This is a genomic window from Winogradskyella forsetii (assembly GCF_013394595.1).
GTDB lineage: Bacteria > Bacteroidota > Bacteroidia > Flavobacteriales > Flavobacteriaceae > Winogradskyella > Winogradskyella forsetii.
Genome location: NZ_CP053348.1, coordinates 3,540,986 through 3,564,268, shown reverse-complemented (window position 1 = coordinate 3,564,268; position 23,283 = coordinate 3,540,986). Strand labels below are relative to the sequence as shown.

19 protein-coding genes are annotated in these 23,283 nt (G+C 36.7%); 12 read left to right on the top strand and 7 right to left on the bottom strand.

The features are described from left to right. Positions 1 to 16 precede the first annotated feature (16 nt). From HM987_RS15410 to HM987_RS15385, 6 genes are all read left to right on the top strand, one after another. Entirely contained in the window at positions 17 to 1,363 is a 1,347-nt protein-coding gene (locus HM987_RS15410; RefSeq protein WP_179008929.1) for a PKD domain-containing protein, read from the top strand. Positions 1,364 to 1,370: 7 nt separating this feature from the next. Continuing rightward, positions 1,371 to 2,507 (top strand): PKD domain-containing protein, encoded by a 1,137-nt coding sequence (locus HM987_RS15405; RefSeq protein WP_229724467.1) that lies wholly within the window; start codon positions 1,371 to 1,373, stop codon positions 2,505 to 2,507. Between the two features lie 5 nt (positions 2,508 to 2,512). Further along, complete coding sequence (locus tag HM987_RS15400) at positions 2,513 to 3,355, top strand: cyanophycinase (RefSeq protein ID WP_179008928.1); 843 nt, start codon at positions 2,513 to 2,515, stop codon at positions 3,353 to 3,355. Between the two features lie 198 nt (positions 3,356 to 3,553). Further along, a complete protein-coding gene (locus HM987_RS15395) occupies positions 3,554 to 4,873 on the top strand; it encodes a M20/M25/M40 family metallo-hydrolase (RefSeq protein ID WP_179008927.1) in 1,320 nt (439 codons plus the stop codon). Positions 4,874 to 4,887: 14 nt separating this feature from the next. Next, positions 4,888 to 6,180 (top strand): T9SS type A sorting domain-containing protein, encoded by a 1,293-nt coding sequence (locus HM987_RS15390; protein ID WP_179008926.1) that lies wholly within the window; start codon positions 4,888 to 4,890, stop codon positions 6,178 to 6,180. Positions 6,181 to 6,206: 26 nt separating this feature from the next. After that, on the top strand, positions 6,207 to 6,809 hold the full coding sequence (locus HM987_RS15385) for an alpha-ketoglutarate-dependent dioxygenase AlkB family protein (protein ID WP_179008925.1): 603 nt from the start codon (positions 6,207 to 6,209) through the stop codon (positions 6,807 to 6,809). A 39-nt stretch (positions 6,810 to 6,848) separates the two neighbouring features. On the opposite strand, the gene HM987_RS15380 is transcribed toward HM987_RS15385, so the two are convergent. Then, positions 6,849 to 8,087, bottom strand: coding sequence for a 3-deoxy-D-manno-octulosonic acid transferase (locus tag HM987_RS15380; RefSeq protein WP_179008924.1), 1,239 nt, complete (start codon positions 8,085 to 8,087; stop codon positions 6,849 to 6,851). Between the two features lie 125 nt (positions 8,088 to 8,212). Here HM987_RS15380 and HM987_RS15375 point away from each other — a divergent pair, with 125 nt between their 5' ends. From HM987_RS15375 to HM987_RS15360, 4 genes are all read left to right on the top strand, one after another. Further along, positions 8,213 to 9,373 carry a DegT/DnrJ/EryC1/StrS family aminotransferase gene (locus HM987_RS15375; RefSeq protein WP_179008923.1) on the top strand — a complete coding sequence of 387 codons (1,161 nt, stop codon included), beginning with the start codon at positions 8,213 to 8,215 and terminating at the stop codon, positions 9,371 to 9,373. Between the two features lie 5 nt (positions 9,374 to 9,378). Continuing rightward, complete coding sequence (gene galE, locus HM987_RS15370) at positions 9,379 to 10,398, top strand: UDP-glucose 4-epimerase GalE (protein WP_179008922.1); 1,020 nt, start codon at positions 9,379 to 9,381, stop codon at positions 10,396 to 10,398. A 7-nt stretch (positions 10,399 to 10,405) separates the two neighbouring features. Further along, complete coding sequence (locus HM987_RS15365) at positions 10,406 to 11,683, top strand: metal-dependent hydrolase family protein (RefSeq protein ID WP_179008921.1); 1,278 nt, start codon at positions 10,406 to 10,408, stop codon at positions 11,681 to 11,683. A 189-nt stretch (positions 11,684 to 11,872) separates the two neighbouring features. Further along, the gene (locus HM987_RS15360; protein ID WP_179008920.1) at positions 11,873 to 12,064 is read left to right on the top strand and encodes a hypothetical protein; all 192 of its coding nucleotides are present in this window, start codon (positions 11,873 to 11,875) and stop codon (positions 12,062 to 12,064) included. A gap of 15 nt (positions 12,065 to 12,079) precedes the next feature. Here HM987_RS15360 and lspA read toward each other — a convergent pair whose 3' ends face one another. The 4 genes from lspA to HM987_RS15340 form a co-directional block, all read right to left on the bottom strand. Then, a complete protein-coding gene (gene lspA, locus HM987_RS15355) occupies positions 12,080 to 12,589 on the bottom strand; it encodes a signal peptidase II (protein ID WP_179008919.1) in 510 nt (169 codons plus the stop codon). A gap of 12 nt (positions 12,590 to 12,601) precedes the next feature. Continuing rightward, positions 12,602 to 13,495 (bottom strand): ACP S-malonyltransferase, encoded by an 894-nt coding sequence (fabD, locus tag HM987_RS15350; protein WP_179008918.1) that lies wholly within the window; start codon positions 13,493 to 13,495, stop codon positions 12,602 to 12,604. A gap of 33 nt (positions 13,496 to 13,528) precedes the next feature. Further along, positions 13,529 to 14,086 (bottom strand): sugar O-acetyltransferase, encoded by a 558-nt coding sequence (locus HM987_RS15345; protein WP_179008917.1) that lies wholly within the window; start codon positions 14,084 to 14,086, stop codon positions 13,529 to 13,531. Between the two features lie 105 nt (positions 14,087 to 14,191). Next, positions 14,192 to 15,745 carry an NAD(P)/FAD-dependent oxidoreductase gene (locus HM987_RS15340; RefSeq protein WP_179008916.1) on the bottom strand — a complete coding sequence of 518 codons (1,554 nt, stop codon included), beginning with the start codon at positions 15,743 to 15,745 and terminating at the stop codon, positions 14,192 to 14,194. Positions 15,746 to 16,194: 449 nt separating this feature from the next. Between HM987_RS15340 and HM987_RS15335 the strand changes: the two genes are divergently transcribed. Then, the gene (locus HM987_RS15335; RefSeq protein WP_179008915.1) at positions 16,195 to 17,463 is read left to right on the top strand and encodes an MgtC/SapB family protein; all 1,269 of its coding nucleotides are present in this window, start codon (positions 16,195 to 16,197) and stop codon (positions 17,461 to 17,463) included. A gap of 96 nt (positions 17,464 to 17,559) precedes the next feature. On the opposite strand, the gene HM987_RS15330 is transcribed toward HM987_RS15335, so the two are convergent. Then, entirely contained in the window at positions 17,560 to 19,929 is a 2,370-nt protein-coding gene (locus HM987_RS15330) for a T9SS type A sorting domain-containing protein (RefSeq protein WP_179008914.1), read from the bottom strand. 204 nt (positions 19,930 to 20,133) lie between these two features. Here HM987_RS15330 and HM987_RS15325 point away from each other — a divergent pair, with 204 nt between their 5' ends. After that, on the top strand, positions 20,134 to 21,138 hold the full coding sequence (locus HM987_RS15325) for an App1 family protein (protein ID WP_179008913.1): 1,005 nt from the start codon (positions 20,134 to 20,136) through the stop codon (positions 21,136 to 21,138). 6 nt (positions 21,139 to 21,144) lie between these two features. On the opposite strand, the gene ppk1 is transcribed toward HM987_RS15325, so the two are convergent. After that, the gene (ppk1, locus tag HM987_RS15320; RefSeq protein ID WP_179008912.1) at positions 21,145 to 23,172 is read right to left on the bottom strand and encodes a polyphosphate kinase 1; all 2,028 of its coding nucleotides are present in this window, start codon (positions 23,170 to 23,172) and stop codon (positions 21,145 to 21,147) included. Between the last annotated feature and the right edge of the window lie 111 nt (positions 23,173 to 23,283).

The following is a 23,283-nucleotide window of genomic DNA, read 5'->3' as shown; positions in this document are numbered from 1 at the left end:
GATTAAAATAAATTTTATGAAAACTAATTTTCTAAGCTACATTTTTATAGCCATTTTGTCATTCACCTTTTTTACTTGTGAAGAAGATGATCCCTTACCGCCACAATCACAGGCTGAGTTTACAGCAAGTGCTATGGAAGTTGCCGTAGGAGAGGAAATACAATTTACTAACAACTCACAAAATGCCACAGCTTATGCTTGGAGTTTTGGTGATGGTACAACGTCAAATCAAGTCTCGCCAAGGAAATCGTATGAAACAAGTAACCTATTTCTGGTAAGCTTAGTTTCAACAGGAGCTGGTGGTTCTACAATTTCTAATATGCAAATTACAGTGACGCCTTCAGCTTCATTTACAGTAGAAAACGAAGACGATCTTATTGCTACCATTCCTGTTCAGTTCAACAATACATCAGTGAGTGGAGATAGCTATTCTTGGTCCTTTGGTGATGTTGCTAATTCAACTTCTACAGAAGAAAATCCACTATTTGCGTTTCCTACAGCTGGCACGTTTACAGTTAGTTTAACGGCGAGTAGTGCTTTTGGTTCTCAAACCGTTACTAAGGATATAACTATAGGTGAAGCACCAGAAGATCCAGCAGAATTATATTACATGGAAATAGGGGATGAGTATGTTAGAAAACTCATTTTAGATGGTTCTGGAACTGTGAGTGATGTCTATAATGCTGTTGGAAAAGGTGGTGTTGGTATGGCTTATGATGAGGTCAACGAGAAATTATATTTCAGTGATTTTAACACCTATCCTTTCGGGAATATTTGGAGAATGAATTTAGATGGTACTGGAATCGAAGCCATCGCCTCAAATATTGGTGATCCTTATGCGATTGCGTTGGATGTTGCAGGAAACAAAATCTACTGGGTAGATGATGATGGGAACGTTTCAAAAGCAAATTTAGATGGTTCTAATCCAGAAATAGGTTTCTTCTCATTATCTGGTGTGTCTTGGAGAGCAATTTCGTTGGATATCGAAAACAGCAAAATGTACGTTTACGATGTTAATGTTGAAGAAATCTATGAAGTAAACTTAGACGGTACAAACCCTAATGTCATTGTGACTGGGAATTATGGTTACGCCCTTTTAGTCGATACTGTTAATGATAAAATTTATTTCGACGATCAAAATCAAGGCTTACTTAAAGTGGCCAATCTCGACGGTTCAAACATTCAGACTATAGATGCTGAAGGAACTAGAATATATGGTATGCAAATAGACCATGAAACAAGTACATTGTATTGGTCTGGTCGTGATTCTGGTGAATTGTATAGCGCTAATTTAGATGGGTCAGATAGACAAATTTTAAGAACAGGAATTTCAAGTCCTAGAGGAATAGCTTTAATAAAATAGAATTGATATGATGAAGAATTTAATTTATATAACGGCTCTACTGCTTACGTTTGGTATGGTTCAGTCGTGTTCAGACGATGATTTTCCTGTGCCGCCAGCGAGTACTGTGCCAGATTTTAGTTTTGTTATCGATAACGAAGAATTTGCACCAGCAACGGTAACCTTTACAAATAATTCCATTGTGCCAACAACTGTAGGTTCAGTAACGTATTATTGGAATTTTGGTGATGGACAGTCCGCTTCGCAAGAGAACCCAACTCACTTTTACACAGCACCTGGTGCTTATAGTGTAAATTTAGTGGTTACAACATCTGAATCTTTAGAAATAAACGAAACTACGAAGACCATTGTGATTAAAGATCCAAGTGCGACAGGTGTACCAATTTATTATACAGATGGTGCTCAAGTCTACCAAGGCCTTATAAATAATGAAGCGCCTGTTTTTACAGCTTTAAGTACTATTGCGCCACAATCGTCTTACGCAATGGCTATAGACAAACAGAATAGTAAGTTGTATATCAGTGATATTGGTGCAGATAAAATTTACAGGTCCAACTTAGATGGTAGTGATTTTGAAGATTTTAGAGTTGGTGTAGATCAACCGTTTGGAATTGCGATAGATGAACAGGATAACCAATTGTATTGGACAACAGGGAATGGCGTTCAACGTGCAAACATCGATGATTCAGATACTACACAAATAGAAGATTTTGTAACAGGGCAAACCAATGATCCTGATGGGATTTCTGTAGATATGGTAAATCGTAAAGTTTACTGGATTAATTATAGTGGTGGAATTTGGGTAAAGAATATAGATGGTACAGGGGAAACAGAACTTATTCCAGTAATCGAAGGCGGAAGTATCAAAGTCATTGATGATAAAATATTCTATGATGAATTTGTTGCTTCTGGAGACATACGATTGAAATCTGCTAATTTGGATGGTACAGGTATTGCAACTGTTGCCGTAAATATCGGTAGAGTCATTTATGGAATAGGGTACGATGCAAACGAAAATAAAATTTATTGGGGAGATCGTGATACAGATGTAATGATGCGTGCTGATTTGGATGGTTCAAATGCTGAAGCGTGGTTTACAGCGACTGGAGATCCTAGAGGAATTGTTATAGGAGATTTAGAATAAAAAGGATGTTAAAGCGGTTATTAATAGCGAGTTTATGTCTTGGGTGCGTACTTCAAAGTTGTGCTCAAGATTTAAACGTAAAAGGAAAACTTTTTATCATAGGAGGTGGTTCAAGACCCGCTTCTATGGTAGAGCGTATAGTTAAAGAATCAGGAATTGATAAAGAGGGCTACGGAATAGTATTGCCAATGTCCAGTTCAGAACCAGATTCTTCGGCATATTATGCGACCAATCAATTCTATAAACTAGGAGTTAACAACGTCTATGGTTTGCACTTTGTAAAAGACGAAAAAATACAAAGGTCAAAGTTAGATTCTATCAGAAATGCAAAACTGATTTATATATCTGGTGGTGATCAAAATCGATTTATGGATGTTGTAGCAGGAACAGAAATTGAAACCATAATTCACGAAGCGTATAAAAATGGATCTCTTATTGCAGGAACAAGTGCAGGAGCAGCAGTAATGAGTGAAATGATGATAACAGGAAACGAATTAAAGCATCCAGATTATGCTTCAACCTTTAGAAATATAGAATATGAAAATATTGAAATTCAAACAGGTTTAGGTCTTATAACTAACATTATTGTCGATCAGCATTTTGTAAAGCGAAGCAGATACAATCGTTTGTTAAGTGCTATTATTGAATATCCTGAATTAGTCGGCGTTGGTATTGATGAATCCACAGCAATCTTGGTTTCTGGTAACACAATGGAAGTGGTTGGAGAATCACAGGTCATTGTTTTCAAAAACCCAAACAAATCCAAAACAACATTTGAAGACAAATTAGGTGCTAAAGGCATAAATATGAACATATATTTGCCTGGTGAAACCTTTACAATAGATTAAAGGTGTTTCATTCATGCGGATTTTCCCAATGAGAATAAGCGAAATATAAAATATCGTTATTGTTCTCTAAATTTCTCCGTTCAGATTGTCCCCTTGAGGGGACTTTAGGGGTGTTTTAATATTAAAAGTGTTTTTTTAAATTTATATTATTGACAGAATAGACGATTGACACAATAATTAATAGTCAAACAAATTAAAATGATTTCAAAATTCAACTATAAAAACGTTCTTTTCTTAATCGCTTTATGCTTTTCAATACAGGGCTTTTCACAAAACAACCGAAAAGAACGAAAAATTGTAAAAGCAGTAGATAAACATGAAGCGAATGCTATTGAGTTGATTAAAAAATCGGTCAACATTAATTCTGGTACCATGAATTTTGAAGGTGTTCGGGAAGTTGGAAGCTTGTTTAAAAAAGAGCTCGATAAATTAGGCTTTGAAACCAAATTAACAGATGGTAGCGCTTATGGAAGGGCAGGACATTTGATAGCCACCAGAACAGGAAAAAGAGGGCCGAAATTTTTAATGATTGGGCATTTAGATACGGTTTTTGAATTGGAAAGTCCATTACAAGAATACCGCATGCTTAATGATTCTATAATGAAGGGGCCAGGCGTAGCTGATATGAAAGGAGGAGATGTGATTATAATTTTGGCCATGCAAGCTTTAAAAGATGCAGGTGTGTTAGACGATATGTCTATTGAAATTGTGATGACAGGAGATGAAGAAAAAAGTGGTGATCCTTTAGAGTTGTCAAAAAAGGATTTAATTGATGCCGCAAAACGAGCAGATATTGCATTAGGCTTTGAAAATGGAGATAACAACCCAAAAACAATTGTGGTGTCTCGGAGAGGTTCTGCAGATTGGCAGCTTAAAGTCACCGGAAATCCAGCTCATTCATCCCAAATTTTTACAGAAGCTATTGGTTCAGGAGCTATCTATGAAACATCAAGAATTTTAAATGAATTCTATGTACAACTTTCAAAAGAAAAAGATTTAACCTTCAATCCAGGGTTTATCATCGGCGGCACAACGTTAAAGCCAGACACAGATGGCACTGGAGGACACGCTTTCGGAAAAACCAATGTGGTATCTCAAGAGACTATCGTTCGCGGTGATTTAAGAGCGGTGTCTCTGGATCAGTTGGTTAAAGCGAAAGAAACTATGATGAAAATCGTTTCAGAAAATTACCCTAAAACAAAAGCAGAACTTATATTTTCCAAAGGGGCATATCCACCATTAACTAAAACAGAAGGAAATATAAAGTTATTAGGCTATTTTAATACCGTAAGTCAAGATTTAGGATTTGGATCGGTAACAGCAGTAAACCCTAGAAATGCAGGAGCAGCAGATATTTCATTTACGTCAGAATATGTAGATATGGCCATAGACGGTCTAGGACTCACGGGTGGAGGAGGAGATCACACCATTAACGAAACAGGTAACCTTAATACAGTTGCAACACAAGCAAAAATAACAGCAGTTTTAATGTATAGATTGGTGAATTCAAAACTTTAAAAAATAGAAGAGCTATGAAAAAGATTACGTTTTTATGTCTATTGAGCTTACAGATTAGTTTTGCTCAAAATTACACAGAATACCATACAGGAAGTATAACAGATGTTACAACCAACCAAGAACCTGGTGTTTGTTTAATGGGCGGTGCTGGCGAACAAGAAGATGCTATGATTTGGTTTTTAAATAAAGCTAATGGAGGCGATGTGGTGGTACTGAGAGCCTCAGGAAGTGATGGTTATAACGATTATTTTTATACCGATTTAGCAGCAGATTTAAATACGCCAATAAACTCAGTGACCACTTTTGTTATCAATAATGTGGATGGAGCAATAGATCCTTACGTATTACAAAAAGTGGCCAACGCTGAAGCGATTTGGTTTGCTGGAGGTGACCAATATGATTACGTGAGTTATTTTAAAGATAACGCTATGGAAGATGCTTTAAATGCTTTTGTTAATACTAAACAGGGCGTTATTGGTGGATTGAGCGCAGGTTTGGCCATATTAGGAAGTAATTATTTTTCAGCACAGTACGGCACATTGTCCAATGCGGTCGCTTTAAGTAATCCATACCATCCGAGAGTGGCTATTGGAACCAATGACTTTTTAGATATTCCTTATTTAGAAAATGTAATCACAGACTCACATTATGATGATCCAGATAGAAGAGCAAGACATAGTGTTATGATGGCCAGAATAGCAACAGATAATACAACACGTTCTTTCGGAATTGCTTGTAATGAATACACAGCAGTTTGTGTTGAGCCCGATGGTAAGGCTTATGTTTATGGGGAATATCCTGCTTATGATGAGTTTGCTTATTTTGTACAAGCTAATTGTACCACGAATTTTCAACCAGAAACCTGTGTCTCAGGTTCGCCTTTAACTTGGGATAGAAATGGAGAAGCCATAAAAGTTTACAAAGTACCAGGAACAGAAAGTGGCGTTAATTATTTCGATTTGTCCGATTGGGAAACAGGCAGTGGTGGCGAATGGAAAGATTGGTCAATTGATAATGGTGTTTTTACTTCAGTTGAAAGTATAAATCCTGAATGTTCGTCTTTAGCTGTTCAAGAGGTTAGCTTAACGAACATTCGTGTTTATCCAAATCCTGTTGTTGAAAGCATTCAGATTGAATCTGAAGTAGAATTTAATGCTATTCAACTTTTGAATATCGCTGGAAGTACTATTTCTGTGAAATTACAACCGGATCATACAATCAATATGTCGTCATTAAGTTCTGGAGTCTATTTTTTAAGGTTGAAAAGTGATAACATGACTCAGGTTTTTAGGCTTGTTAAGAAATAGATGCGCTAAGTTGAAATTATTTTAAAATGGATTTATTCAATTCAGAAATAGCATCTAATCTTTTACCCTTTGATGGCGAAGTGAACTATTATGGTCCGATAATGTCTATTGCTAGAGCAAGCGATTATTACGAAAAATTATTGCAACACATTCTTTGGGAAAACGATAAAGCCATCATTTTCGGGAAACTGATCATCACCAAACGAAAAGTAGCTTGGTATGGCGACCAGCCATTTGATTATACTTATTCTAAAACCACAAAATCAGCTTTACCATGGAATAAGGAGCTTCTGGAACTCAAAAAACTGGTAGAACAGAAAACAGGCGAAACTTTTAATTCATGTTTACTCAATTTATACCACAGTGGCGAAGAAGGCATGGCTTGGCATAGTGATGCAGAAAAGGATCTGAAAAAAAATGGCGCCATCGCTTCTCTAAGTTTCGGCGCAGAACGTAAATTTTCCTTTAAACATAAAGCGACCAAACAAAATGTTTCGGTTCAGCTAGAAAGAGGAAGTTTATTGGTTATGAAAGGAGAAACACAAGCGCATTGGCTACATCGTCTGCCACCCACCAAAAAAGTGAAAACACCGAGAATAAATTTAACGTTTCGAACTATAGAATCTTAAAGTTTAGGGATTTTTGGTTTTTCTATTTTAATTGAAAAACTACACTTTCAAATAATCCAAAATCTTAAGAACTGCTCCTGTATTCGATTCAATAAAAGATCTAGTTACCTCGCCTTGTTGTTTTCTTAAAACTTCGTTTTTAATCAAAGCCTGTAAAGTTGAGTTAAAAGCTGAGGAACTCGCCAAACTAGTAACTCCACCTAATTCAATAAGCGACTTAGCTTCAGGAAATTTCCCATAGTTCTTCCCAATCAGAATCGGAATGCCAAAAACTGCAGGTTCCAATATATTATGCAGTCCAGTTGAACCAGCGCCTCCACCAACATAAGCAATGTCAGCATAACTATAAGCTTTACTTAAATAACCAATGGTGTCCAAAATAAACACCTTATAATCCGTTAAATTATCATTCCCAGTTAATTCCGAATAACAAATCGTTTTTACCTTTAATTGATTTTTCAGTGAAGCGACATAACTCGATTTTATATTATGAGGCGCAATCACAAATTTCACATCAGGATTTTCATTGGTATTAATAAAATCAAGATATAATTTATCATCCTCTGGCCAAGTGCTTCCGAAAGCCACACATAATTTTTGGTCTTTAAATTTTTCAATAAAAGAAACGGTATTATCAATATTTAATTGGTTTGAAACCCGATCAAATCGTGTGTCACCCGAAACGGAAACGGATTTGTAATTAAAGCTTTCAAGTAAATTTTTAGAGTTGTCTTCTTGTGTAAAAATATGATTGAAGCCAAACAAAGCGGTCTTTGCATAGCTTCCATACCATTTAAAAAAAGCTTGGTCTTTTCTAAAAACAGCCGAAATCAAAATTGCTTTTAAATCACGTTTTTTTATTTCATGTAAAAAATTCGGCCAAATTTCATATTTCACAAAAAGAATATAATCCGGATTCAAAAGGTCTAAAAATCGCTTGGCATTCGCTGATGTATCCAATGGGAGGTAAACCACAACATCCGCAATTTTCGCATTTTTCCGAACCTCATAACCAGAAGGTGAAAAAAAGGAAAGCACTACTTTATAGTCTGGATGCTTAATTTTTAAGACTTCAAAAACAGGTAAGCCTTGCTCATATTCACCCAAAGACGCACAATGGAACCAAAAAACCTTGTCATTTGGAGCAATGGCATTTTCAAGTTTTGAAAAGGTGTTTTTTCTGCCAACGACACCTTGCTTCAATTTAGAATTGAATAAAGCCGCAATTTTAATAATAAAACTGGCGATGTAAATTCCTATGGAATAGAGTCCTTTCAAAAACAAAGATTTGTGCTAAAATACAGTTCTTTCAATTAATTGTATTGTCCTAGCCATTACAATTTCGTATTTTCGCTACAGTTGAAAGTTTAATTAAATAGATACCCATTTTTATGGGCATTAAGATGAAAAAAATTCAAATGGTTGACCTTCAAGGTCAATACGCAAAAATAAAAGATGTTGTAGATCCTTCAATTGCAGAAGTCATGGAGAATGCAGCATTTATCAACGGCCCTAAAGTACATCAGTTTCAAAAAAATCTTGAAGATTATTTAGGGGTTAGAAATGTAATTCCATGTGCCAACGGAACTGATGCTTTGCAAATCGCTATGATGGGTTTAGATTTAAAACCAGGGGACGAAGTCATTACGGCAGATTTTACATTTGCGGCCACTGTTGAGGTTATAGCATTGTTGCAATTAACGCCTGTTCTAGTAGATGTCGACCCTGTTACCTTCAACATTGATGTGGAGGCCATTAAAAAAGCGATTACGCCAAAAACGAAAGCGATAGTACCTGTTCACTTATTTGGTTTACCGGCAGAAATGGATGAGATTATGGCATTGGCAAAAGCGCACGATTTGTATGTTATTGAAGATAATGCTCAAGCTATCGGAGCCAATTATACACACAAAGACGGTAGTAAAACTAAAGCAGGCGTTATAGGTCATGTCGCTTCGACTTCTTTTTTTCCGTCAAAAAACTTGGGTTGTTATGGCGATGGTGGTGCTATTTTCACTAACGATGATGACTTAGCCCATAAAATTAGGGGAATTGTAAATCATGGGATGTACGAGCGTTACCATCATGATGTGGTGGGCGTAAATTCGAGATTGGATTCTATTCAAGCAGCGGTTTTAGATGCAAAATTACCGCATTTAGATCAGTACAATGCTGCTAGAAGACATACAGCAAGAAAATATAATCAAGCCTTTAAGAATCATCCAAACATTACTATTCCATCAGGTAGAGACGTTTGCCAAGGTATTTGCGATACATGCGATTGTCACGTATTTCATCAATATACTTTAAACTTAAAAGGTGTCGATCGCGATGCACTGGTGTCGCATTTACAAGAAAAAAACGTCCCGTGTGGCGTGTATTATCCAATTCCATTGCACAGACAAAAAGCGTATTTGGATGATCGCTATAATGAAGCTGATTTTACGGTTACAAATCAATTGGTAAATTCTGTGATGTCTTTACCAATGCATACAGAACTTGATGATGAACAAATTGATTTTATCACTTCTACGGTTTTAAATTTTATAAATTCAAATAAATAATTTAAATGAAAATATTAGTTACAGGAGGTTTAGGCTTTATTGGGTCGCATACCGTTGTAGAATTACAAAACGAAGGCTTTGAAGTCGTAATTATTGACAATCTGTCTAATTCTTCAATGGAAGTTTTAGACGGTATCACAGCCATTACCAATAAAAAACCACATTTTGAAAAGTTGGATTTAAGGGTGAAACCAGAAGTTCAAGATTTTTTTAAACGCCATAACGATATTGTAGGAGTCATCCATTTTGCAGCAAGTAAAGCGGTTGGTGAAAGCGTCGCGGAACCATTGTTATATTATGAAAACAATATCACAACCTTAGTGTATATACTTCAGGAGTTAAGAGGTTTGAGCAAAAAGAATTTTATTTTTAGTTCCTCTTGTACCGTTTATGGACAGGCCGACGAGTTACCAATTACCGAAAATGCACCCGTAAAACCGGCAGAATCGCCTTACGGAAACACCAAGCAGGTTGGTGAGGAAATCATTAGGGATACCTGTAGGGTTAATGGTGACGTAAAGGCTATTGCCCTGCGTTATTTTAATCCGATAGGCGCACATCCATCGGCAGAAATTGGTGAGTTACCTATTGGAACACCGCAAAACTTAGTGCCTTTCATTACACAAACAGGAATTGGTATGCGAGAGCAATTGTCTGTTTTTGGAGGTGATTATCCAACATCAGATGGTACTTGCGTCAGGGATTATATACACGTTGTGGATTTAGCAAAAGCGCATGTTGTCGCTTTACAACGTTTAGTGTCAGGAAAAAATGATTCTAATTTTGAATTTTTTAATCTCGGAACAGGAACAGGAAGTACGGTTTTGGAAGCCATTCAATCCTTTGAACGCGTTTCAGGAAAAGCTTTAAATTACAAAATTGTAGATAGAAGAGAAGGTGATGTTACTGCGGCTTATGCGGAAACTTCAAAAGCGAATGGCGTGTTAGGCTGGAAAACGGAATTGACCTTAGATGATGCCATGGATTCTGCTTGGAAATGGGAACAAAAAATTAGAACTAAATAAAATATCCATGAAAACTTTACTCAGAATACTAGTATTGCTCTGTGCAATATCGCTGACAGCACAAAATACGTATCTCCATTGCGGAAAATTAATTGACACCAAATCGGGTAAAGTTTTAAAGGAGAAAACTATTGTCGTTTCTGGAAATAAGATTATTTCTGTACAAAACGGTTATATCAATCCAACCAATACAGAAGATATGACCGTTGATTTAAAATCTAAAACCGTAATGCCAGGTTTAATCGATATGCACGTTCATATTGAAGGCGAAACCAGTCCGAAATCTTATCTTAACAAATACACCCTGAACGACGCTGACATTGCTTTTAATTCTGCGAAATACGCCAAAATTACTTTAATGAGTGGTTTTACAACCGTTAGGGATTTAGGTGGTTCTGGAGTCAATGTAGCTTTACGAAATGCGATAAATGCAGGTACAGTTGAAGGACCGAGAATATTTACTGCGGAAAAATCGTTAGCGACAACAGGAGGTCATGCAGATCCAACCAATGGGTCTAAAAGAAGTATGATGGGCAATCCTGGTCCAAAGGAAGGTGTGGTCAATGGAGTAGAGGATGCAAAAAAGGCAGTAAGACAACGCTATAAAAATGGAGCTGATTTAATTAAAATCACTGCAACAGGAGGTGTTTTAAGTGTCGCAAAAAGTGGACAGAATCCACAGTTTACGGTTGAAGAAATAAAAGCTATTTGCGACACAGCAAAAGACTACGATTTTCATGTTGCTGCCCATGCCCATGGCGATGAAGGAATGCAACGTGCCATTTTAGGAGGTGTAAAAACTATTGAGCATGGTACTTTAATGAGCGCGGAAACGATGGAGTTAATGAAAAAACACGATGTCTATTTAGTGCCAACTATAACCGCTGGAAAGTTTGTTTCCGACAAAGCAAAAGTTTCAGGTTATTATCCTGAAATTATAGTGCCTAAAGCGTTGGATATAGGACCTAAAATTCAAGGAATGTTTGGCAGAGCTTATAAAGCGGGTGTTGGAATTGCTTTTGGAACTGATGCCGCGGTTTTCTATCATGGCGACAATGGAAAGGAATTTGGTTACATGGTCGAAGCTGGCATGCCAGAAATGGAAGCTATCCAAAGCGCAACTATTACGAATGCTATGCTATTGAAAATGGAAGACAGAATTGGGCAAATTAAACCTGATTTTATTGCTGATATCATCGCCGTAAATGACGACCCAACGGCTTCGATTTCTACCATGGAAAATGTCACTTTTGTAATGAAAGATGGTGTTATTTATAAAGAATGATCAATTTTTAGTGAAATTTCAATTATAGAATATTTAGCTATTTTAAGAATACGTTGAGAATATGTTAAAAATTTTAAGTTTTGGTTTTCAATATGATAATACCAAAAGGAGTTAACTAGGTTTTAACGCGTATTTTTTGCGTTTGGTCAGCATTCTTTGTTTTTTTGTATGGAATGATAATTGAAGATTATGAAATTGATTAGTATTAAAAGAGAGACTAAAACTGAAGGGCGTTTTACTAAAAAAATGGGTGCATTGCAAACCAATGTCACCTATATTAAAAAGCAATTCTTAAGTATTCCTTATAAAACACTTCACAAATACAGAGAAACCTATTACGGTGAAGTTAAAGATTGTGAAGAGTGCCAGTTGGCAAGGTAAAATTCTAAAGCTGAATTATTTAGATTGATGTAATATTTTACCTTTATTTCTCTGTGCAAAACCGCTAAACAATAGCATTACCATTCCCATGGTTACCGAAAGGTCGGCAACATTAAAAATGCCTGTTCTAAATACGCCTCCTAAGTCGATAAAAAAGAAATCAGTGACTTGCCCAAAAACAATACGGTCAAACACATTGGCCACGCCTCCTCCGACAATGCAGCAAAAGGCGACGAGACTTAACCGATCTAATTCTTTGGTTTTTATGATGTAATAAATCACATAGCCTAAAACAATGGTTGGTAATATCAACAAAAAGATTAATCTCAACGTCGGATTCATATCACTTCCCATACCCAAGAATGCACCTTTGTTCTCCACCCAGATTAACTGGAAATAATCTTTTATAACATTAATTTGTCCTTTTCCACCTTTAACCATAGTGGATCTAACGATTACTTTTGAAATTTGATCAATAGCAATGTTAAATGTAATGAGTAGCGTAATAAATAGATTTCTGTTCAAATCAGGTAAGATTTAGGCATTAGTTTCAAAAGTGGCTGAAGCTGTTTCTGCGTCTCTATGTATTTTCTTTACTAAACCTTGTAAAACATTTCCAGGTCCAACTTCCGTAAAATGAGATGCACCGTCAGCAACCATTTGTTGCACGGATTGTGTCCAGCGTACAGGAGCAGTAAGTTGTGAAATTAAATTGGCTTTAATTTCATTTTCATCGGTTATTGCAGAAGCTGTAACGTTCTGGTATATCGGACAGTTTGGTTTACTAAAGGTTGTGTTTTCAATAGCAGCCGCTAATTCTTCGCGAGCAGGTTCCATTAATGGTGAGTGAAACGCACCTCCAACAGGTAATACCAACGCACGTCTGGCACCAGCATCTTTTAAAGATTCACAAGCTTTATTAATAGCCTCAACTTCCCCTGAAATTACTAATTGTCCAGGACAGTTATAATTTGCTGCGACCACAACACCTTCAGTTGTACTGCATACTTTCTCAACAATGTCGTCAGCTAAGCCTAAAACTGCAGCCATAGTACTCGGTTGCAGTTCGCAAGCCTTTTGCATAGCTTGAGCACGTTGCGATACTAATTTAAGACCATCCTCAAAAGTTAAGGCACCAGCGGCTACTAAAGCAGAGAATTCCCCAAGGGAATGTCCTGCAACCATATCTGGTTTGAATGAATCTCCAAGGGTTTTTGCCAAAATTACCGAATGTAAAAAGATAGCGGGTTGTGTCACCTTCGTTTCTTTTAAATCTTCAGCAGTACCTTCAAACATAATATCTGTTATAGGAAAGCCCAAAATGTCGTTGGCTTTTTCAAATAACTCTTGTGCTAAAGCTGAATTTTCGTAAAGGTTCAATCCCATTCCTGAGAATTGAGCACCTTGACCTGGAAATATATATGCGTTCATTTATGGTTTAAATTTAAAGTGCAAAAGTAAGAATTAATTATTTATCGTTTTGATGATTTTAGCAGGATTTCCAGCAATTAAAACATCATCAGGAAAGTCTTTTGTAACTACTGCTCCAGCACCAACCACAACATTGTTGCCTAGTGTTACCCCAGGACATAGCGTTGCATTGCCACCAATCCAAACGTTATTTCCAATTGAAATAGGTTTTGAAAACTCTTTTCCGCTATTCCTTGATTTATAGTCCAAAGGATGTGTGGCCGTATAAATTTGAACATTGGGCCCAAACATACAATTGTTGCCAATAGTTACTAATGTACCATCTAAAATGCAACAACCGTAATTGATATAACAATTTTTACCTATGATGATATTATAACCATAATCGCAGAAAAAAGGAGGCTCAATGTTAAAACCTTCCCCAAGTTTACCGATAAGATTTTTTATGATTTTGTTGCGTTTATCTTTATCTAATTCAGATAATGAATTAAATTTCTGAAACAAAAGTTGCGCTTCTTGTCGCTCTTTTAATAATTGCGGATCTGAAGCTAAATATAACTCGCCAGCAATCATTTTTTCTTTTTCGGTCATATTTTTATTCCATTTTTTAGCACTACTTACTTTACACTCTGTAATGCCAACTGCTTACTTTTCCCCTTAGGGAAATGTCCGAAGGACAAAAGGGAACTGAAAACGCTAATAACAAGCTGCCTCAGCACAACGCTCTCCATCCATAGCCGCAGAAACAATGCCACCGGCATAACCACCACCTTCACCACAAGGAAATAAGTTAGTGATTTCAGGATGCTCTAAAGTTTCTGTTCTTGGAATATTTACGGGAGAAGATGTTCGAGATTCTACGCCTATGATATTAGCTTCTTCGGTATAATACCCTTTCATTTTTTCGCCAAAAGCTTTAAACCCTTTTCGTAATGGTGCTCCAATTATTTTAGGTAATAAGGAATGTAAAGGGGCTGAATTTAAACCTGGTTGGTATGAGGTGTCATTTAAACTTGACGACAACTTACCTTCAACAAAATCTGTTAACCGTTGGGCTGGTGCAGATTGACGTCTTCCACCAGAGGTAAACGCTAAGCGTTCTAAGTCTTTTTGATATTCTAGCGCTTTTAAGGCCCCAAAATGTTCGTATTTATATAAATCTTTTTCGGCATTGATTTCAGTAACAATTCCAGAATTGGCGAATTTATTATTTCGTTTGAATGGCGACATGCCATTTACAACAACTTCTCCATTTGCGGTTGCCGCAGGCACTATAAACCCGCCAGGACACATACAAAAGGAATACACGCCTCTGTTATTGATTTGTTCAACTAAACTATAGGAAGCTGCTGGTAATAATTCGTCTCGTGGTTCGCCCTCACAATGGTATTGTATTCCATCGATAATGTCTTGGGGATGTTCTATACGAACTCCCATCGCAAAAGACTTGGCTTCGAGCTTAATCTTTTTAGCATTCAATAAATAGAATACATCTCTTGCAGAATGCCCTGTGGCCAAAATTACTTTTTCAACATCGAGTTCATTTTCATCTTGAAGCTGAATGGCAACAATTTTATCATTCTTAATCGTAAAATCTGTAACACGCGTTTCAAAATGAACTTCACCGCCATATTTCAAAATGGTTTCCCTAATATTCTGAACGACTTTTGGTAATTTATTAGTGCCAATATGCGGATGTGCATCGACTAAAATCTGGTCTGTGGCGCCATGGAATACTAAATTCTCAAAAATTCTGCGAACATCGCCTCGTTTTAAACTTCGGGTGTAGAGCTTACCATCAGAATACGTTCCAGCACCTCCTTCTCCAAAACAATAGTTGGAATCTTCGTTTACAAAATGGTCTTGATTGATCGCTTTTAAATCTCGTCGTCGGTCTTTTACATTTTTACCGCGTTCTAAAACAATCGGTTTAAAACCTAATTCAATGCAACGTAAAGCTGCATACATTCCAGCGGGTCCAAATCCTATGATATGAATCGGCTTTCCGTTGGACACATCTTTATAATCAAAATGATACTCTGAAGTTTCAGGTATGGGTTCATTGATATAAACTTCAACTTTATAATTGAACATTATAGTTCGCTTACGTGCATCAATTGATTTTCTTAAAACTTTTATTCCAGAAATTTCAGAAGTTTTCACACCCAAATCCTGAGCCGCTTTTTTCAGCAAACCATCTGGTTGTCTTTCTTGTTGAAGATTGATACGGATCTGAAAGCTTTTTATCATGTTGCGAAATTAATTATAATTATCAGCGGATTAAAGGTCTTGAAATAAAATTTAAACAAAATGATAAATTACATGTCAAAAACAAAAGCAAATAAATTTTTTACCACGAATACAAGGATCTTAATTTGTAATAGACTTTCAGTCTATAGAATATTGGAACAGACCATAGGTCTGTTTTCATTTGTGACATAGATTGTCATTTTTGTTTTAATATAAACTAGTGAATTCGTGTATTTGTGGTAAAATTTATAGAGGTTAAAACGAAGTACTTTATCATAAATCCCCAATCAATACATCCGAAACGAAATTATGAACACGAATTCCTTTCCCTTCGGGAATTTGAACATTTACCATACCTATCATCTTTATCATGTACTAAAACAAAATGAGTTCACTTTTTATGCTTTTAAGATATGCGTGTTTTGAACTTTTCTTTATATTTATTTCCTATGAATTACCACGATTTATCCACTTTAGGTATCGCTTTTGGATTGGGTTTGTTAGTTGGCTTGCAACGTGAGACGCCCAAAAGTGATATGGCTGGTGTAAGAACCTTTACGCTCATTACGGTTTTGGGTGTAATGGCTGGTTTTTTGTCTAGAGCTTATGACAATCCTTTTATTCTTCCTGTTTTAGGACTTTCCATTGCTGCATTCTTAATAATAGCCAATATGATTAAGAATAAAAACAAGAATGAAGCAGATGTTGGCCAAACCACGGAAGTTGCCGCTTTATTGATGTTTGCTGTTGGTGCTTATTTGGTTGAGGGCAGTCAGATAATTGCGGTCATTATTGGAGCGTCTATTGCTATTTTATTGCATATCAAGGAGCATCTTCATGACTTTATAGAAAAATTAAAACCTAAGGATTTATCAGCGATAATGACTTTAGCAGGAATCGCCTTGGTGGTTTTGCCCATTTTACCGGACGAAAATTTTGGACCGTACGACGTCATCAATCCAAGAAATATTTGGCTCATGATTACCTTAATTGTGGGAATTAGTGTTTTTGGTTATTTTATCTATAAATTATTCGGAAAAAAGGTAGGTGTTATTTCCAATGGGATTTTAGGCGGTTTAATAAGTAGTACGGCCACTACTGTAAGTTATGCGCGTAAAACAGCTGATGCAGCTAGCATTAGTAAATTAGCGGTTTTTGTGATTACCACGGCTTCGGCAGTATCTTTTATTAGGGTGTTGTTTGAAGTTGGTATTGTGATTCCAAATCAGTTAAATATTATTGCAGTACCCATTGGTGCTGTAATTGTAATTATGGCTATCACTTGTGTGGGGTTATTTTATCTCATAAATAAAGATGAGTCAGCGGTTGAGGAAATGCCAGAGCCTAAAAATCCTGCACAGTTCAAAAGCGCCTTGATTTTTGGATTATTATATGGAATCATATTACTGGCTGTCGCATTTACCAAAGAAAAATTTGGGAATAATGCCCTTTATATCGTAGCCATCGTGAGCGGATTAACAGATGTTGATGCTATTACCTTATCTTTATCTCAATTAATAAAGGAAGGATCGTTAAAAGCGACTTTTGGTTGGAAATTAATTTTATTGGCTGGTTTATCCAATATGCTGTTCAAAGGTGTTATGGCTATTGTATTAGGAGCCAAACAGCTTATAAAATGGATCGTAATTTCATTTGGAATCATAATCGTTTCTGGTCTATTGATTATGTGGCTTTGGCCAGAAACATGGTATTTCTAAAATAGAACGCTACACTAGTAATTTTTTTGCAGTAATTCTAAATGAAAAGAGGCTTTCTAAGCCGAAAGCCTCTTTAAAATAGAACCTACCAATGGTTTAATTTACGCTAAATTTAGTGGTCGCTTTTCCTTTTTCATTTATAAATTCTAACACATAGATACCACTGCGTAATTGTGATACATCTATTGCATTATCAGTATTTTCTAAAGTGGTATTAATTACTAATCGACCTGATAAATCATATAGATTTAAATTTGTAATTAAATTTTCATTCATTGATATATTTATTATACTCGACGCTGGATTTGGGAATATTTTAAAATAGTCGCTATCAAATTCATTTACGCTTAAAGATGTTGTAGGCAGTTCCACCAAAGGCCCACCCGTTGTCAGTGCGGCCCAAAGCCCAAATGCAGGACCGTTACTGTTCATGGAGGGATCCAAAAACCCACTTGCAAGAACAGTAATCGCTAAATCGTCCAAGCCAAGTGTGCTAAGTGGCGCAATGTATTCTTCAACAACTGTCGCTCCGTCTGCAGTAGATACATTAATCGTATAATCTGCAGTTGGTAATTCTAAATACGGGCTAAATTGGGGGAAGGAAATGTCATTGACCAATACTGCAGGTCCTGTGACTTCGTTGACATCTACAGTTGGTGCATCAGAAGCGCCATGATGTACTAATACATCTGTAGTCCCTGCATTGTTCGCCGTTTCGCGTCCTGAAGCATATACTTCTATACTGAAACTCGACGGGTTAGTATATCCTGAGGCACTTACGTTTCCGTCAGCGACAAGGATATAGGTTTCGTTTTCTGTAAGTGTCGGTGTAATCTCATAGATCGCATCTGCGGAAGATGCACTGTCTCCTGGAGCTACCTCAATGCTCAATGGTACTCCTGCAGGCGCATCAATAAAAGGAGAGGCCGTTCTGAACATAAAGTCATCGAGTAACATCATATCGTTCAAATAAACATCGACAGTCTGTGCAGCTAGATCCGCCGAGTTGTGGATCACTTGTACTCTGGCGGTATCTGGCGTTGTAGGCAGTTCCACCAAAGGCCCACCCGATGGCAGTGCGGCCCAAAGCCCAAATGCAGGACCGTTACTGTTCATAGAGGGATCCAAGAACCCACTTGCAAGAACAGTAATCGCTAAATCGTCCAAGCCAAGTGTGCTAAGTGGCGCAATGTATTCTTCAACAACTGTCGCTCCGTCTGCAGTAGATACATTAATCGTATAATCTGCAGTTGGTAATTCTAAATACGGGCTAAATTGCGGAAAAGAAATGTCATTGACCAATACTGCAGGTCCTGTGACTTCGTTGACATCTACAGTTGGTGCATCAGAAGCGCCATGATGTACTAATACATCTGTAGTCCCTGTATTGTTCGCCGTTTCGCGTCCTGAAGCATATACTTCTATACTGAAACTCGACGGGTTGGTGTATCCTGAGGCGCTCACGTTTCCGTCAGCGACAAGGATATAGGTTTCGTTTTCTGTAAGTGTCGGTGTAATCTCATAGATCGCATCTGCCGATGATGCACTGTCTCCTGGAGCTACCTCAATGCTCAATGGTACTCCTGCAGGCGCATCAATAAAAGGAGAGGCCGTTCTGAACATAAAGTCATCGAGTAACATCATATCGTTCAAATAAACATCGACAGTCTGTGCAGCTAGATCCGCCGAGTTGTGGATCACTTGTACTCTGGCGGTATCTGGCGTTGTAGGCAGTTCCACCAAAGGCCCACCCGTTGGCAGTGCGGCCCAAAGCCCAAATGCAGGACCGTTACTGTTCATGGAGGGATCCAAAAACCCACTTGCAAGAACAGTAATCGCTAAATCGTCCAAGCCAAGTGTGCTAAGTGGTGCAATGTATTCTTCAACAACTGTCGCTCCGTCTGCAGTAGATACATTAATCGTATAATCTGCAGTTGGTAATTCTAAATACGGGCTAAATTGCGGAAAAGAAATGTCATTGACCAATACTGCAGGTCCTGTGACTTCATTGACATCTACAGTTGGTGCATCAGAAGCACCATGATGTACTAGAACATCTGTAGTCCCTGCATTGTTTGCCGTTTCGCGTCCTGAAGCATATACTTCTATACTGAAACTCGACGGGTTGGTATATCCTGAGGCGCTTACGTTTCCGTCAGCGACAAGGATATAGGTTTCGTTTTCTGTAAGTGTCGGTGTAATCTCATAGATCGCATCTGCCGATGATGTACTGTCTCCTGGAGCTACCTCAATGCTCAATTGTGCTCCTGCAGGCGCATCAATAAAAGGAGAGGCTGTTCTGAACATAAAGTCATCAAGTAACATCATGTCATTCAAGTAGACATCAACAGTTTGTGCGGAAAGGTCTGCAGAGTTATGAATAACCTGCACTCTGGCGGTTTGTGCCGTACTAAATAATGACGTTAAAAAAAGCGTCAAAATAGTTAATAAGTCGTTTTTTTTCATCTTTTCTTTTTTTTTGAGTTAATAATTCCCTTAAAATTATTGATTTACCAATAATTATTAATTAATATTTTGTTAAACCTTTTCATAAAAACATTAAACAAATTAAAAGTAGTACGGTATATTCTATATATGAATAAAATCTATTTTAGAATAATGTTTATCTAAGTTTTAAAGTATCTTATTATCTTTCACGAAAAAATATTAATGTCTATATTCAAAAAAGACCCCTTACAAATCATTGCTTTTCAAGGTTATGGCACAGATTCCCATTTTTATGCACGCGGAAGAGCGTTAGAAGATGAATCTATTGATTTGGAAGCCCAAAAAATTTGGCATTTGGCTATAAATACTTGGAAACGTTTTGAAACGGACGAAATAAAACATGTGGGTATCAATATTAAGCTTCCGAACAATACTATATTAAAGGGAACTACCGATCATAATGGCTATTACAAAGTGGAGGCAAATCTAGAAAGCTTAGAGGCACTAACAAACGATGAAGGTTGGTTGCCATTTGAATTGTCTTATAGCGATGTGAAAATTAAACGAACTATTCAGAATGAAAACCGTTTTCCTGGCGAAATATTAATCCCTTCTACAAAAGCAAAATTTGGCGTGGCGAGTGATATTGACGATACTATTTTACATACAGGTGTCGTATCTACATTAAAATGGAAAGTCATTTATAATTCCATATTCAAACATGCTAAAAATAGAAGTCCTTTAGAAGGTGCTGCAGATTTTTATCACAAATTGCACAGAGGAGCTTCTGGAAAAAACGCTAATCCTATTTTTTATGTCAGTCATAGCCCCTGGAATTTATATCGCTATCTAGAGCTTTTTTTAAAGCAAAATAATTTTCCAAAAGGGCCTATTTTATTACGGAGTTTGAGTAATTTTTTAAAAAAGAAACCACAAGATGAAAAACCTCAAAAGCAAAAAGAGATTCTAAATCTTTTAAAAACTTATCCAGAATTGCCATTTATTCTTATCGGTGATAGTGGCGAACACGATCCTGATATCTACATTGAAATTGCAGAGGAATTTCCCAATCGAATCTTGGCCATTTATTTACGAAGCGTAAAACATAAAAAGCGGATGTTGCGTGTGAAAGGCATTGTGGATAACTACAAAACAACGCCAATTTTGCTTGTGGAAAGTAGCAAGCAAGCCATTTCGCATGCAAGAGAAAATGGATTTGTTAAATAGGCATGACTAAGAACCTGAATTTTTAAAATAGTCATAAGTGGCATATTGTGCTCTTACTTTCTCTTTAGAATTCTCAACGTATGCATTCTTTTGTTCGGCATCTATTATTCGGGCTTTAACATTATCTGACCATTGGATATCGATTAATTGACGTAAGGTTTTATGGATATCTTTATCCAAAATAGGCACCAGAACCTCGATACGATGACTTAAATTCCGTGTCATCCAATCAGCCGAACCGATATACATTTTCTCTTCTCCACCATTCCCAAAAATATAAACACGTCCATGTTCTAAGAACCGATCTAATATACTGATGACTCGTATGTGTTCACTTTGATTCTTTATGCCTGGCACCAAACTGCATATACCTCTTACTATTAATTTTATTTCCACACCGGCATTATTGGCCTTATAGAGCAAATTAATCATGGATTCATCTTGGAGGCTATTCATTTTTAATATAATGTAAGCTTCCTTTCCTTCTCTGGCATTTTCAATTTCCTGATTTACTAAATTTTCTAAAGTTATTCTTGTTGTAAATGGAGATACCAAAAGGTGTTTTGTTTTTGGAACAATCGTAACACGTTGGAGAACCATAAACACTTTTTTCAGGTCTTTAGTGATTTTTTTATGTGCGGTCATTAAAGCAAAATCTGTGTAAAGTTTTGCCGTTTTCTCGTTAAAATTTCCTGTACTTATATAAGCATAACGTTTTGTTTTACCATCAACTTGGCGTTCTATATAGAGTATTTTGGAATGGACTTTAATATCTGGATAACTATAAATTACGGTAGCTCCGTTTTTCTCAAAAATAGTGCCCCATTTAATATTGTTTTGTTCGTCAAAACGTGCTTTTACTTCAATAAAGACGATGACTTCCTTGCCGTTTTTGGCAGCTTTGGCAATAGCAGTATTTAGTCGTGATGATTCCGCAAGTCTGTATAACGTCATTTTTATGGTGGTAACAGAAGGATCTTCTGCTGCTGTTTCTACCAAATTTATAACAGGCTCAAATTCCTGATACGGATAGTGTAGCAATTGATCCTTTTGGTCAATGGTATCAAAAATAGACTTTGACTGAGATAAAACTGGATGTGGAACCGGCGTAAATTCCTTGAAATTCAGATCTTTTTCCGTGGGATTGGGAAATGAAAAGAAATCCTTAAAATTGTGGTGTCTGCCACCTAACACCAAATCGGCATTAAAAATATCCAAGGCTTCTTTTAGTACATTTTGAAAACCTTCCGGCATCCGCTTATCGATCAAGACACGTGTTGGTTGGCCTTTGTCTCTTTTTGGTAGGGATGCCTTAATCTTTTTCATTAAATCGCCAGAGAATTCATCTTCAATATACAATTCAGCATCACGAGATATTTTAAGTGCATAATATCGAACATCATCATCTTTATGGCTCTTGCCTAGACCGTATTTTAAGATGTCATCAATAAAAGTGATGTAGTGTTTTCCGTTTTCTGAAGGAAAGGAAAAAAAACGTGGCTCGCTTTCTGGAATTTTAACCAATTGGAGTGTGTCACCAGTTAAGGTGGTTAGGTATGAGGCTTCATTTTCTACAAAAATAGAATCTGGTTGGGTATGATAGGTCGTATCAAGATTAAGAAGTGGTTTTAAGGTGTTTTCAAAATAAGTATTGGCAATCGCTTCTTGCGTTACAGAAAACTCATGATAATCAATAAGGTGTATGCCTTCTTTTTTTAAATCTGGAATGATCTCATTTTTAAAGATTTTGCCAAATTCTTCCTGTTGTGTGTGAACTTGTTCTTTAATTTCTTTTAAGACCTTATTGGGTTTTGTTATGAGTTTTTTTCGCAGTTTTTTGTCAATAGACTTAATTTGTCTGATATCAGACACGCGCACCCTAAAAAACTCATCGAGATTAGAAGAGAATATGGCTAGAAACTTAATACGCTCATATAAAGGATTGCGTTTATCGGTTACTTCTTGTAACACACGATGGTTAAAACGTAACCACGATAAATCACGATGATATAATTTCGAATTGTATAATTTCATGTATTTATGCTTATTGTTTTTCAATGGTGATACTTCGACTTTGCTCAGTAAAGGCATGGGACATCCATATAACCATTCCCATAACTGTTAAAAACTAGTTATGGTGTTTCA